General features: G+C 71.0%; 11 protein-coding genes and 1 riboswitch. Of the genes, 9 read left to right on the top strand and 2 right to left on the bottom strand.

The genetic code is table 11. The features are described from left to right. The first annotated feature begins 43 nt into the window (after nt 1–43). A complete protein-coding gene (locus CBQ26_RS10845) occupies nt 44–2,278 on the top strand; it encodes an esterase-like activity of phytase family protein (RefSeq protein ID WP_088248660.1) in 2,235 nt (744 codons plus the stop codon). Between the two features lie 177 nt (nt 2,279–2,455). On the opposite strand, the gene CBQ26_RS10840 is transcribed toward CBQ26_RS10845, so the two are convergent. After that, the gene (locus CBQ26_RS10840; RefSeq protein ID WP_088248659.1) at nt 2,456–3,958 is read right to left on the bottom strand and encodes a carboxypeptidase M32; all 1,503 of its coding nucleotides are present in this window, start codon (nt 3,956–3,958) and stop codon (nt 2,456–2,458) included. Between the two features lie 86 nt (nt 3,959–4,044). On the opposite strand from CBQ26_RS10840, the gene CBQ26_RS10835 reads away from it, so the two are divergent. The 3 genes from CBQ26_RS10835 to CBQ26_RS10825 all read left to right on the top strand — a co-directional run bounded on the left by CBQ26_RS10835 (nt 4,045) and on the right by CBQ26_RS10825 (nt 6,570). After that, a complete protein-coding gene (locus CBQ26_RS10835) occupies nt 4,045–4,560 on the top strand; it encodes an RNA 2'-phosphotransferase (protein WP_088248658.1) in 516 nt (171 codons plus the stop codon). A gap of 251 nt (nt 4,561–4,811) precedes the next feature. Next, nucleotides 4,812–5,438, top strand: coding sequence for a hypothetical protein (locus CBQ26_RS10830; protein WP_143342052.1), 627 nt, complete (start codon nt 4,812–4,814; stop codon nt 5,436–5,438). A 391-nt stretch (nt 5,439–5,829) separates the two neighbouring features. Next, entirely contained in the window at nt 5,830–6,570 is a 741-nt protein-coding gene (locus CBQ26_RS10825; RefSeq protein WP_088248656.1) for a Sir2 family NAD-dependent protein deacetylase, read from the top strand. Here the strand turns inward: CBQ26_RS10825 and CBQ26_RS10820 are convergent. Continuing rightward, entirely contained in the window at nt 6,558–7,313 is a 756-nt protein-coding gene (locus CBQ26_RS10820) for an SDR family oxidoreductase (RefSeq protein ID WP_172418035.1), read from the bottom strand. The genes CBQ26_RS10825 and CBQ26_RS10820 overlap by 13 nt on opposite strands. A gap of 112 nt (nt 7,314–7,425) precedes the next feature. On the opposite strand from CBQ26_RS10820, the gene CBQ26_RS10815 reads away from it, so the two are divergent. The 5 genes from CBQ26_RS10815 (at nt 7,426) to ribH (ending at nt 12,803) form a co-directional block, all read left to right on the top strand. Then, complete coding sequence (locus CBQ26_RS10815) at nt 7,426–8,871, top strand: alanine/glycine:cation symporter family protein (protein ID WP_088248654.1); 1,446 nt, start codon at nt 7,426–7,428, stop codon at nt 8,869–8,871. Nucleotides 8,872–9,024: 153 nt separating this feature from the next. Further along, nucleotides 9,025–9,172, top strand: a riboswitch (FMN riboswitch). 97 nt (nt 9,173–9,269) lie between these two features. Next, nucleotides 9,270–10,310 (top strand): bifunctional diaminohydroxyphosphoribosylaminopyrimidine deaminase/5-amino-6-(5-phosphoribosylamino)uracil reductase RibD, encoded by a 1,041-nt coding sequence (ribD, locus tag CBQ26_RS10810; protein WP_088248653.1) that lies wholly within the window; start codon nt 9,270–9,272, stop codon nt 10,308–10,310. Nucleotides 10,311–10,368: 58 nt separating this feature from the next. Next, nucleotides 10,369–11,016 (top strand): riboflavin synthase, encoded by a 648-nt coding sequence (locus CBQ26_RS10805; RefSeq protein WP_088248652.1) that lies wholly within the window; start codon nt 10,369–10,371, stop codon nt 11,014–11,016. Beyond that, nucleotides 11,013–12,218, top strand: a complete 1,206-nt coding sequence (locus CBQ26_RS10800) for a bifunctional 3,4-dihydroxy-2-butanone-4-phosphate synthase/GTP cyclohydrolase II (RefSeq protein WP_088248651.1) — start codon at nt 11,013–11,015, stop codon at nt 12,216–12,218. Before CBQ26_RS10805 ends, CBQ26_RS10800 begins: the two co-directional genes overlap by 4 nt. A gap of 120 nt (nt 12,219–12,338) precedes the next feature. Then, the gene (gene ribH / locus CBQ26_RS10795; RefSeq protein WP_046843441.1) at nt 12,339–12,803 is read left to right on the top strand and encodes a 6,7-dimethyl-8-ribityllumazine synthase; all 465 of its coding nucleotides are present in this window, start codon (nt 12,339–12,341) and stop codon (nt 12,801–12,803) included. Nucleotides 12,804–12,917 lie beyond the last annotated feature (114 nt).

The following is a 12,917-nucleotide window of genomic DNA, read 5'->3' as shown; positions in this document are numbered from 1 at the left end:
GCGGCTTCAACTGACGGGTGTGAATTCCTCATCTGCTGTCCGCATGTCCGTGAAAGCCCTCATGATCCGCCTGTCGGCCGCGCTGCTGCTGGGTGTGGGGGGCGCGCAGGCCGTCACGCTGGCCGGGTACGCCGAGTTGCCTGCCGATACCTTCGCGCCCGGCCCGGCCAGCGGCGCGTGGAGGGACGGACTGCGCGGTCAGGCGCGTTTTCAGGGGCAGCCGGTGCAGGGGTTCAGCGGCGTGCAGTTCGCGCCGGACGGCACGTACCTGTTCCTCAGTGACAACGGGTACGGCGCGAAGAACAACAGCGCCGATTACCTGCTGCGCCTGTACCGCCTGACCCTCACCCCGAAGACTGCGCCCACGGGAACCGGGAAGGTCGAGGTGGGCGCGTTCATTCAGTTACGTGACCCGGAGCGGCGCGTACCGTGGGCGATCGTGAACGAGGCCAGCCCGGAGCGTCTGCTGACCGGCGCGGATTTCGACCCGGAAGGCTTCGTGGTCGCGCCCGACGGGACGCTGTGGGTGGGCGACGAGTTCGGCCCGTACCTGCTGCACTTCAGCGCGGACGGCGTGCTGCTGGACGCCCCCATGCCCACGCCGAACCTGCCGGGCCTGCCCACCCTGACCGGCCGGCCGCCCCTCGTGATCGCGCACCGGGGCAGCAGCGGCACCCGCCCGGAACACACCCTCGAAGCGTACCGGGTGGCGATCGAGGCGGGCGCGGACTTCATCGAACCGGATCTGGTCGTCACGAAGGACGGCGTGCTGGTCGCCCGGCACGAACCCGTCATGGCGGTCCTGGACGGGAGCGGCAAGGTCACGGAGGCCACCACCGACGTCGCGACCCGCCCCGAGTTCGCCGGGCGCGTGAAGACCAAGAACCTTGACGGGCAGGACGTCACGGGCTACTGGATCGAGGATTTCACGCTGGCGGAACTCAAGACCCTGCGCGCCGTGGAACGCCTGCCGGCCCTGCGTGGCCGCACCTTCGACGGGCAGTTCGAGGTGCCCACCCTGAGCGAGATCATCGCCCTGATCCGCGACACCGAGACCCGCACCGGCCGCCGGGTCGGGATCTACCCCGAAACGAAGCACCCCACCTTCATGACCGCGCAGGCCGGCGTGAACACCTCGCAACTGGTGATCGACACCCTGAAGAAGGAGGGGTTCACGGACCCGGCGCGCGTGTTCATCCAGTCCTTCGAGACGGGCAACCTGCGCGACCTGCACGCCACCATCATGCCGGCCGCCGGCGTAAAACTGCCGCTGGTGCAACTGCTGGGCGGCCAGACCGGCGCGCCCTACGACCTGACCGCCCGCAAGGACCCCCGCCGGAACACCGACCTGACCACCCCCGAGGGCCTGCGCGACATCGCCACGTACGCCAGCGGCATCGGCCCCAGCAAGGGCTGGATCATCGACGGCAAGGGGCAGACCACCGACTTCGTGACCCGCGCGCACGCCGCCGGGCTGCTCGTGCACCCGTACACCTTCCGGAACGAACCCACCTTCCTGCCGGCCCAGTACGCCAACAACCCCGAAGCCGAGATGCGGCAGGCCATCCTGGCGGGCGTGGACGGCCTGTTCACCGACTTCCCCGCCACCGGCGCGAAGGTGGTCGCCGAGTACGCCGCGCCCGAAGTCCGCAGCCCCCAGCATCCCGCCTTCACGCAGGGCGCCAGCAGCGGCGCCGCCACGCTGGGCAGCAGCGGCGGCTTTGAGGGCCTGACCCTCAGCCCCGACGGCAAGACGCTGCACGCCCTGCTGGAAAAAACCGTGGCCGGAGACGCGCCCGGCCAGCTGCGCCTGCACGCCATCGACCTCGCCACGCGCCGGTGGACCCTGACCGGCCGCTACCCGCTCGACGCGCCCGGCAACGCCATCGGGGACATCACGCCCGTGAACGCCTCGGAACTGATCGTCATCGAACGCGACGGCGGCAGCGGCGACGCCGCCCGCACCAAACGCCTCTACCGCCTCAGCCTGACCGACCGCAACGCCGACGGCACCCTGAAAAAGACCCTGTTGGCCGACCTGCTGAACATCGCCGACCCGCAGGGACTGGCGCCCAGTACGACCGGCGGCGTGTTCCGCTTCCCGTACGTGACCATCGAGAACGTGATCGTGCTCGACGCCACCACCGTCCTGGTCGCCAACGACAACAACTACCCCGGCACCGGCGGGCGCGGCGCGGCCGTCAAGGACACCAACGAGTTCATCTGGCTGAAACTCGACGCGCCCCTGACCCTCGCGCCCGGCGTCGGCCGCCGCTGAGCATCACAGGCGACCCACCGCCGCTGTCAGAATCACGAAATACCACGCGTGGCACACTGAAATCCGGACCGGCAGACCCTGCGCGGTGATCCCCCGCGCCCTGCCCCGCCCCCACACCCCCAACCCAGGGCCGCCCGCCGATGTTCCCCCGGTCGGGCGGCCTTTTTCGTGGGGCGCTCAGCTCAGGCTGTACAGCCCTGCGTACTTCCCACGCAGGTACGTGAGGTACGGCGCGGCGGTCATGCCCTGCCCGGTTGCGCGCTGAACCAGTTCGTTCGGCGTGAACGTCCGGCCCGGCGCGTACACGTGTTCACGCAGCCAGCCGTGCAGGCGCCCGAACTCGCCCCGCGCGATGTCCCCGTCCAGGTCCGGGTTCGCCGCCTGCGCCGCCGCGTAGAACTGCGCGCTCAGCACGTTCCCCAGCGTGTACCCCTGGAACACCCCGCCGATCCCGCCACTGAACCAGTGCACGTCCTGCAACACGCCGTCCACGTGACTGGGGGCGCGCAGGCCCAGGTTCGCCTCGTACGCCGCGTGCCACGCGTCCGCCAGATCAGAAATGGCCAGCGAGCCGCCCAGCAGCTGCCGCTCCAGCTCGTAGCGCGTGATCACGTGCAGGTTGTACGTCAGCTCGTCCGCGTCCGTGCGGATCAGGCTGCGGCGCACCACGTTCACCGCGCGGAACATCTCCTCCTCGGTCACGTCGTTCAGCTGCTCCGGGAAGGCGTCCCGGAAGCGCCCGAACTGCCCCGCCCAGAACGCCCGCGAGCGCCCCACCAGGTTCTCCCACAGCCGCGACTGGCTCTCGTGCACCCCGGCACTCACCCCGCCGCCCAGCGGCGTGTCCAGCAGGTCGTCGGCCACGCCCTGCTCGTACAGCGCGTGCCCCACCTCGTGCAGCGTGGAGTACAGCGCGTCCGTGGGGTCCGCCAGTTGCGCCCGCGTCGTGATCCGCACGTCCCGCGCGCCCAGCCGCGTCATGAACGGATGCGCCGTCAGGTCCTGCCGCCCCCGCGCGAAATCGTACCCGTACAGCGCCCCGACCTCCTCGCCCAGCCGCAGCTGGGTGGCAATCGGGTACTCGCGCGCCAGGAAGTCCATGCGGGGCGCCGGGGCCGCGGCGACCGCGTCCACCAGCGGCACCAGCGCCGCGCGCAACTCCGCGAACACCGCGTCTACCTGCGTGGCCGTCATGCCCTCGTCCGAGGCGTCCACGAAGAAATCCATCGGGTCCGAGAATTCCGGGAAGAAGCCAGCCCGCTGCACGCTCAGGTCCAGCGTCCGCTCCAGCAGCGGCACCATCCGCGCCCAGTCGTTCGCGGGCCGCGCCTCCACCCACGCCGCGTAACTCTCCCCGGCATGCTGCGCCGACGCCCGCACGAACTCGCCCGGCAGGCGCGTCGCCCGCTCGAAGTCCCGCCGCGCCACCGCCAGCATCCGCGCCTCCACTGGCCCCAGGTCCAGCGCGCCCGCCGCATCCAGCAGCCGCCCGTACCCCGCGTCCGTCGCCCGCGCGTGCCGCAGACCCGACAGTAGCGCCCGCTGGCGCGCCCGCCCCGCCGAACCCCCACGCGGCAGGTACGTACTCTGATCCCACCCCAGCAGAGCCCCGATCCCACCCAGGTCCGAAAGCTCCTGCCAGTGCGCCCGCAGCGCTGCCCACGTCTCATGCTGTGTCATGACCCGCAGCGTACCGCGCCCCCAGCCGGATGGCCTGCGTCAACTGGCTGATGCCCCACCCGCCTCACCCCGCGCAGACTGGGTGCATGACCGACCACGCCCTCTCCAGACGCCTCTCGTACCTGCTGCGTCACGCCCCGCACGAGGCCGGGCTGACCCTCGCGCCCGGCGGGTGGGTGCCCCTCACACCTCTTCTGGCGCACCTGAACGTCACCCGCGCGCAGGTCGAGGCCGTCGTCTCGGGAAGCGATAAGCAACGCTTCGCCCTGCGCGGCGACCACATCCGCGCCAACCAGGGGCACAGCGTGCCCGTCGACCTGCAACTCGAACCTGCCATCCCACCCGCGCGGCTGTATCACGGCACGCACACGGGTGCCCTCTCCGCCATCCGCGAGGGGGGACTGCGCCCCATGAACCGCCACCACGTCCACCTCTCGCCTGACCCCGACACCGCCCGGCGCGTCGGTGCGCGGCGCGGGCCACCCGTCATCCTCACCGTCCGGGCAGGGGAGATGCACGCCGCGGGGCACCTGTTCCTCGTCAGCGAGAACGGCGTGTGGCTGGCGGACACGGTGCCGCCTGCGTACATCGACGGTGCATAGGTCCTGAAAGCGCCGTTCAGTGATTGGCGTGCTGGACGGCAGAAATCAGGCCGCCCGGCGGGGGGTTGACGCAGCCTGCATACCGGGGTATCTTGTTTCTATCACCGCCGAAGAAGGCGGGTTTTTTATTTTGAGCCTGAACAGCACAGGCAGCCCAGCACGACTCTTCGCCTTCCCGCCGCTGTCGAGACTGCGTTTCCGTCTTCCGTCCATCTGTTCAGCCCACCCGGCCCCGATCCGGAGGTGTTCCTGTGTCCAGTGAACGAATGACCATCACCAAGGCCCTGAGCGAACTCAAACTGCTGGAAAAACGCGCCAACAAACTGATCGACGAGACGACCTTCGTAACCTTCACGGTCGGCGGGGAGCCGCCCCGCGACGCCCGCAGCGCCGCCGAATTCAACGACCGCGTCCGGGCGCGCCGGCAGAGCGTCACGGACCTGCTGCGCCGCCGCTCGGCGATCAAGGCGGCCGTGGTCGCCAGCAACGCCCGCACCACCGTGGACATCGCCGGGCAGACGTACACGGTCGCCGCCGCGATCGAACGCAAGGCCAGCGTGGCCTTCGAGCAGCGGCTGATCGCGCGGCTGCGCAGCGACCTCGCCCGCGTGCAGCGGGAGGTCGAACTGCACAACGAACGGGCCGGGGAACGCCTCGACCAGCAGGCGCAGGCGCTGCTGGGTAAGGAAGGCTCACGCGGCGCGGAGTACGAGGCGCTGCACCGCTCCTTCATGGACCGCAACGCCGCGCGGCTCCTCGACCCTCTCGACGCGCAGGCGGACATGGACCGCCTGTCGGATCAGGTGGAGGCGTTCCTCGCGGAGGTGGATCAGGCCCTGAGCGTCAGCAACGCCCTGACGGTGATCGACGTGCCGTGAGGCGCGGGGCTGGCCGTTCGAACGGCGCGCGACGTGACCGCCCCGACCACAGGGCCTTGTGGTCAACTTCCTGACTTCCGGACGCCGGATGTCGATGGCACCAACCCCCACGGGGGACCGCTGAACACTCAGAGTTGACGGTTCAGGTGACAGCCTTCACGGTTCTCAACCCTCTTTCCATGAACGCTCAGCGCTCAAGCTTGCAAGGCTCGATCAAATCCTGGACGCAGGGCACCCACGGACCCGGTCACTCCGGCGCGCGGCCCCCAGGCTGAACGGTCAGCCCCACCCACCTCAGGGTTCCCTGGCACCACCGGGGAGCCCTGAACCACTTTGACCCCTGCTGGAGTTGAGGCAGCGGACCTGTCCGGCGCCGGGCTACCCTGCCCTCATGGATCTCGTTGCTGCCCGCGCCGCCCTGCAAGCCGCCACCCGCGTCGCCGTGCTGACCGGCGCGGGCGTCAGTGCCGAGAGCGGCATTCCCACCTTCCGGGACGCGCAGACCGGGCACTGGGCGCGCTTCCGGCCCGAGGACCTCGCCAGTCCGCCCGCGTACCGCCGCGACCCGGCGATGGTCTGGGAGTGGTACGCGGGCCGTTACCGTGACGTGCTGGCCGCGCAGCCCAACGGCGCGCACGACCTGCTCGCGCGACTGGAAGCGCAGAAGGGGCCGGGCTTCTTCCTCGCCACGCAGAACGTGGATGGCCTGCATCACCGCGCGGGCAGCGGCACGCACGGCGGGCGGGTCGTGGAACTGCACGGCAACCTCCTCAGCGGCCGGGACGAGGTGACGGGGCAGACGTTCCCCCTCGCCGCGCCCACTGAACTGGTCACGCCGCCCACCTCGCCGCTCGGGAACCGCATGCGGCCCAACGTCGTCTGGTTCGGCGAACTGCTCCCCGAGGACGCCCTGGAGGCCGCGCAGGACGCCTTCGCCGCCGCCGAGGTCGCGCTGGTCATCGGCACGAGCGGCGCCGTGTACCCCGCCGCCGGACTGGCCGCCGAGACCCTCCGGCGCGGTGGGATCGCCATCGAGATCAACCCCACCGAGACGGAGATCTCGCACCAGATGACCTGCGTTATCCGGGACGTCGCGTCACGCGGACTGGCGAGCCTGCTTCAGCCTGCGTAGGGGTTGGGGCGCGCGGCCTCCTGCACGAGCCACTGCGCCCAGGTGCGGCCCACGCCGCTCAGGTCCGGGCGGGTGAGGGGCGTGAAGCGCCGCGCGGCGGGGACGGGCAGGACGCGGGTGCGGGCGCCGGTCGCGTCGGCCCAGCTGCGGGCCAGTTCCGGCAGTGCGATGACCTGCGGGCCGACGAGGTCCGGCGCGCGGCCCTGCGGGTCGCCCAGCGCCACCTGAGCGATCTGTGCGGCGGCGGCGTGGACGTCCACCGGCTGCAGAGGCAGGCCCGGCAGGGGCAGCAGCGGCGCGCGGGTCAGGCGCGACAGCACGAATGCCACGAACTCGTGGAACTGCGCAGCGCGCACCACCGTGAACGGCACGCCGCCCGCCGCGACCAGCGCCTCGGCCTGGGTCTTGGCGCGGTAGTACGGGAACGCCCGCACCCGGTCACAGCCCACGATGCTGACGTACACGACGTGCCGCACGCCCGCCTCGCGCGCCGCCGCGAGGAGCACGCCGGTCATCTCGAGGTCCGCCTGGGGCCGCGACGGCTGGCTGGCCGCGTGGATGACGGTGTCCACGCCGCGCAGCGCCTCCGCGAGGCCCGCGCCGGTCTGCAGGTCACCCTGCCGGAAGGTGGGTTGGGGGTCGGCGTGGCGGGACAGGACGCGCACGTCCGCGCGGCCCTCCAGGGCGGGCGTCAGGGCGCGGCCCAGCACGCCGCTGCCTCCGGTCACGAGGATCGTCTTCATGGGTGGGGTGCCTCCGGACCCGCCCGCGCCCCTGTGCTGCCGGCGCGTGGGGCCTGTGCAGAGCATACGCGCCGGTCCGGGCGTTGCCGGGCGGGTGGTACAGTGACGGGTTATGAATGCGCTGAACGCAACAATTGACGCGGGGAACAACCTGCTGTGGGGCTGGCTGCTGATCTACCTGCTGATCGGCACGGGCCTGTACTTCACGGTCCGGACGGGCGCGGCGCAGTTCCGGTACTTCGGGCAGGCGTGGCGCACGATCCTGGGCAGCCGTTCCGGCGGGTCCGGGGGGGGCATCACGTCCTTCCAGGCGTTCGCGACCGGACTGGCCAGCCGCGTGGGCACCGGGAACATCGCGGGCGTGGCGATCGCCATCTCGCTGGGCGGGCCGGGCGCCGTGTTCTGGATGTGGGTCACGGCGCTGGTGGGCATGAGCAGCGCCCTGATCGAGGCGACGCTGGCGCAGGCCTTCAAGGTCCGGGACGGCGAGCGCGGGTTCCGGGGCGGCCCGGCGTACTACATCCGCCAGGGACTCGGGCAGGGCTGGATGGGGCAGCTGTTCGCGGTGTTCCTGATCCTGGCGTTCGGGCTGGTGTTCAACGCCGTGCAGAGCAACAGCATCGCGGCGTCCATGCAGCAGGCCTTCGGGCTGTCGCCCGCTGCGGTGGGGGCGGCGCTGGTGCTGCTGACCGCGCCGATCATCTTCGGCGGGATCCGCCGGGTGGCGCGCGTGGCCGAACTGGTCGTGCCGTTCATGGCGCTCGCGTACCTGCTGATCGCGCTGTACGTGGTGTTCACGCACCTGGGTCAGGTGCCGGACATGCTGCTGGGCATCGTCCGCAGCGCCTTCGGTCTGGAGAGCGCGGTGGGCGGCGCGGCCGGGTTCGCGGTGCAGCAGGCGCTGATGATGGGCGTCAAACGCGGCCTGTTCAGCAACGAGGCCGGGATGGGCAGCGCCCCGAACGCCGCCGCGGCCGCCAGCGTCAACCACCCGGTGCAGCAGGGGCTGGTGCAGATGGTGGGCGTGTTCGTGGACACCATCATCGTGTGTACCTGCACGGCCGCGATCATCCTGCTCAGCCCGCTGCCGCGCGACGCGGACCTGTCCGGCGTGCAGCTCACGCAGGCGGCGCTGGAATCGCACGTGGGCGGCTGGGGCGGCGCGTTCCTGGCGGGCGCGATCTTCCTGTTCGCGTTCACCAGCATCATCGGGAACTACGCGTACGCCGAGGGGAACGTGCAGTTCCTGACCCGTCACCGCTGGGTGCTGAACGCCTTCCGGGCGCTGCTGCTGGGCATGGTGCTGTTCGGCGCGCTGGCCGAGGTGCCGACCGTGTGGAACATGGCGGACCTCAGCATGGGCCTGATGGCCGTCACGAACATCGTGGCGCTGCTGCTGCTCTCGCCGCTGGCCCTGCGGCTGCTGCGCGACTACGACCGCGCCCGCCGCGCCGGTCAGGCCGACCCGCTCTTCGACCGCCGCGCCGACCCGGAACTCGATCGCCGCCTCCCGCGCGAGGTCTGGGGCGCCGGCGAGGGAGTCAGCGCCACGGATTGACCACGCCGCGAATGGTCCTGTGGGGGGTGCGCCAGACCGGCGTGCCCCCCACAGCCTGTTGTGCGGGGGTGTCCCCCGTCAGGTGTCTGATCTCTCCCACAGTTGGGTGGTGGCCGGGTGCTAGGTTCAGGGTGGCCCGCTCCCGGGTGGGCCGACTTCCTTCGGGGTGGGGTGGAATTCCCTACCGGCGGTGATGGCGTGAGCCTCAGCCCGCGAAGCCCGCGCAGACTGCACCACGCGCAGGCCCGATCCGGTGAGATTCCGGGGCCGACGGTCAGAGTCCGGATGAGAGAAGGAGGAACGCTGCCTGCCACCCCGGCGGGCGGCGACAGACCATGTATGAAGTGAATGCTCCACCCCCTGGGGTGGCGGCGGCACTGCCAGTAGACGAGCGGTTCATGACGCTTGCGCTGGCGGAGGCTGCCAGAGGACTGGGCCGCACGGCGCCGAATCCCCCCGTGGGCTGCGTGATCGTGCAAGGCGATGAACTGGTGGGGCGAGGCTTCCACCCCAGAGCCGGTGAGCCGCACGCGGAGGTGTTCGCCCTGCGGGACGCGGGTGAGCGGGCGCGTGGCGCCACCGCCTACGTGACGCTGGAACCGTGCAGTCACCACGGGCGCACGCCGCCCTGCGCGGACGCGTTGATCGCGGCGGGCGTGCGGCGGGTGGTCGTTGCGGCGCTGGACCCGAACCCGCTGGTGGCGGGAAGCGGCGTGCAGAAACTCCGCGATGCTGGGATCGAGGTCACGGTGGGCGTGCTGGAAGCCGGGGCCGTGAGGCAGCAGGCGGGCTTCCGCAGCGCGGTGGTGCGGGGCCGCCCGTGGGTGGTGGCGAAGTACGCCATGACCCTGGACGGCAAGGTGGCCGCGCTGAACGAGAGCAACGGCGCGGTCAGCGGCCCGCAGGCCCGCGAGCGCACCATGCGCTGGCGTGACGAACTGGACGCCATCGCGGTCGGCAGCGGCACGCTGGGGCTGGACGACCCGGCCCTCACGACGCGCGGCGTGCCGGGCGGACGTGACCCGCGCCCGGTGGTGTTCGACCGCCGCGCGGCGAGCGATCCGCAGGCCCGCGCGTGGCGCGACGGCGCCGTGCTCGTGACCGCTCCAGACGCCGACGCGACCGCGCACGAGGCTGTCGGGATCACCGTGCAGCGCGCCGACTCGCTGCCGGACGCCCTGAGCGGACTGGCGGGCCTGGGCATCGGCAGCGTGCTGCTGGAGGGCGGCCCGACTCTCCTGAGCGCCTTCTTCGCGCAGGGACTGGTGGACGAGGTCAGGGTGTTCGTGTCCCCGAAACTCCTGGGCGCGGGCCTGAGTCCCCTGACCGGCCCCACGCGCCCCATGCACGAGGCGCAGGCCTTGCGGGACGTGACGGTCGAGACCCTCGGCCCGGACGTCCTGATCACCGGCCTGCTGCACGACATCCCGCGCGTCTGAGCCTTCCTTCCCCGTGGAGGGGGGCGAGTGCGCTCCTGCCTCCACCCGAGGTCAACACATGTTTACTGGAATTATCGAACAGGTCGGGCACATCGCCCGCACCACCGACAACGAGGGGAACCTGACCGTCACCATCCAGCCCGCGCGCATGTGGGCGGACGTGGAACTGGGCGAGAGCATCGCCGTGAACGGCACCTGCCTGACCGTGACCACCTGGGACGCGGCGGGCTTCACCGTGGACCTCAGCCGCGAGACGCTGGCCAAGACCGCCCCGCACTGGCGGGAGGGCACGAAGGTGAATCTGGAGCGCGCCATGACCGCCCAGGCGCGCTTCGGCGGGCATGTGGTGAGCGGGCACGTGGACGGCGTGGGCGAGATCCTGCGCGTGGACGCCCAGCCCGGCGCTTACACCATGACCGTGCGCGCCGCGCCGCACCTCGCGCGCTACCTCGTGCCGAAGGGGAGCGTCACGGTGGACGGCGTGAGCCTGACCGTCGTCGACGCCGGTGGCCCGGCGGGCAGCCGCGCGGACCTGCGCCCGGACGAGTTCACGCTGTGGCTCGTGCCGCACACGCTGGAGGTCACCACCCTGCACACCTGGGCGGCGGGCACGCAGGTGAACCTGGAGGCGGATCAGATGGCGAAATACGTGGAACGACTGATCCTGATGCGCGACTGGACGCCCGAACAGGAGGTGACGGCATGACCCTGGCCTCTATCCCTGAGCTGCTGGCGGAACTGCGCGCCGGGCGGCCCGTGATCCTCGTGGACGACGAGAACCGCGAGAACGAGGGCGACCTGCTGATGCCCGCCGCCACCGCCACGCCCGAGTGGGTGAACTTCATGGCGCGCGAGGGGCGTGGCCTGATCTGCGTGACCCTCACGCCCGACCGCGCGCGGATGCTGGACCTGACGCCCATGGTGGGCAGCAGCACCGACCCGAACGGCACGGCGTTCACCGTCAGCGTGGATCACGTCAGCAACTCCACCGGCATCAGCGCCTTCGACCGCGCCGCCACCATCGCCGCGCTGATGGACGACGCGGCGAAACCCACGGACTTCCGCCGCCCCGGCCACATCTTCCCGCTCGTCGCGCGGCCCGGCGGGGTGCTGCGCCGCGCCGGACACACCGAGGCCGGCTGCGACCTCGCCCGACTGGCAGGCTTCCCGCCCGTCGGCGTGATCTGCGAGATCATGGGCGACGACGGCGAGATGAGCCGCCTCCCGGACCTCCTCGCGTTCGGCGAGCGGCACGCCCTGAAGGTCGGCAGCATCGAGGCCCTCATCGCGTACCGCATGGAACACGACCCCTTCATGCAGCTGGTGGCCGAGGCGAAGTTGCCCACCGAGTACGGCGAGTTCCGCATCATCGGTTTCGAGGACGCCCTGACCGGCGCGGAACACGTCGCGCTCGTCATGGGCGACGTCACGCCCGACCCCCTGCTGGTGCGCGTGCACAGCGAGTGCCTCACCGGGGACGGCTTCCACAGCCTGCGCTGCGACTGCGGCCCGCAACGCGACGCCGCCATGCAGGCCATCGCCGCCGAGGGCCGCGGCGTCCTCGTGTACCTCCGGCAGGAGGGGCGCGGCATCGGCCTGCTGAACAAGATCCGCGCGTACCACCTTCAGGACGGGGGCGCGGACACCGTCGAGGCGAACCTGCAACTCGGCTTCCCCGCTGACGCCCGCGACTTCGGCATCGGCGCGCAGATGCTCCACCTGCTCGGCGCGCGGCAACTGCGCGTCCTGACGAACAACCCCCGCAAACTCCACTCCCTGGGCGGCTTCGGCCTGGAAGTCGTCGAACGCGTGCCCCTGCACGCCGGCCACAACGAACACAACACCGCCTACCTCAACACCAAGGCCGCGAAACTCGGCCACATCGGCACGGACGGCAGCGGGGACTGAGAACCCCTCAGTCCGCTGCGCGGCCAGCTCCCCTCAAGGGGAGCCAAGGACTAAGCCATGCCTCCCCTTGAGGGGAGGTGCCCGAAGGGCGGAGGGGTTGCCCTCCGAAGGAGACCCACCATGAACCGAATTGAAGCCAATCTGCTCGCCACCGACCTGAAGTTTGCTGTTGTCAGTACCCGCTGGAATCACCTGATCGTGGACCGTCTGGTGGAGGGGGCGGAGCTGGCGTTCGTGCAGCACGGCGGGAAGACGGAGAATCTGGATCATTTCCTGGCGCCGGGCAGTTACGAGGTGCCGCTGATCGCCCGCAAGCTAGCGGAGAGCGGGAAGTATGACGCGGTGGTGTGCCTGGGGGCGGTTATCAAGGGTGATACGGACCACTACGATTTCGTGGCGGGCGGCGCGGCGAACGGCATCCTGAACACCAGCCTGCACACGGGGGTGCCGGTGGCGTTCGGGGTGCTGACGACGGATACGGTCGAGCAGGCCCTGAACCGCGCCGGGATCAAGGCCGGGAACAAGGGCGCGGAGGCGGTGTTGGCGATGATCGAGACCGTGAACCTGCTGCGGCAGATCGGGTAAGCGGGGTGCGGTGGGGGCAGTCATGGCCCCCGCCAATCCCGCCTTGACTCACACCCGGCCCTGTGCGGGGTTGTTATGCTGTTGTGCTTGATGCGGGGCCGCCACTGGAGTCCC

Origin of the sequence: Deinococcus indicus, from assembly GCF_002198095.1 — a bacterium.
Lineage (GTDB): Bacteria > Deinococcota > Deinococci > Deinococcales > Deinococcaceae > Deinococcus > Deinococcus caeni.
The sequence above is the reverse complement of the archived record's forward strand: the minus strand, read 5'-3'. Positions and strand labels throughout refer to the sequence as shown.

Bases quoted from the DNA above. Each gene is read 5' to 3' on its own strand.
- CBQ26_RS10845 (WP_088248660.1), top strand. From the start codon at position 44: ATGTCCGTGAAAGCCCTCATGATCCGCCTGTCGGCCGCGCTGCTGCTG.
- CBQ26_RS10840 (WP_088248659.1), bottom strand. From the start codon at position 3,958: ATGACACAGCATGAGACGTGGGCAGCGCTGCGGGCGCACTGGCAGGAG.
- CBQ26_RS10835 (WP_088248658.1), top strand. From the start codon at position 4,045: ATGACCGACCACGCCCTCTCCAGACGCCTCTCGTACCTGCTGCGTCAC.
- CBQ26_RS10825 (WP_088248656.1), top strand. From the start codon at position 5,830: ATGGATCTCGTTGCTGCCCGCGCCGCCCTGCAAGCCGCCACCCGCGTC.
- CBQ26_RS10820 (WP_172418035.1), bottom strand. From the start codon at position 7,313: ATGAAGACGATCCTCGTGACCGGAGGCAGCGGCGTGCTGGGCCGCGCC.
- CBQ26_RS10815 (WP_088248654.1), top strand. From the start codon at position 7,426: ATGAATGCGCTGAACGCAACAATTGACGCGGGGAACAACCTGCTGTGG.
- ribD (WP_088248653.1), top strand. From the start codon at position 9,270: ATGACGCTTGCGCTGGCGGAGGCTGCCAGAGGACTGGGCCGCACGGCG.
- CBQ26_RS10805 (WP_088248652.1), top strand. From the start codon at position 10,369: ATGTTTACTGGAATTATCGAACAGGTCGGGCACATCGCCCGCACCACC.
- CBQ26_RS10800 (WP_088248651.1), top strand. From the start codon at position 11,013: ATGACCCTGGCCTCTATCCCTGAGCTGCTGGCGGAACTGCGCGCCGGG.
- ribH (WP_046843441.1), top strand. From the start codon at position 12,339: ATGAACCGAATTGAAGCCAATCTGCTCGCCACCGACCTGAAGTTTGCT.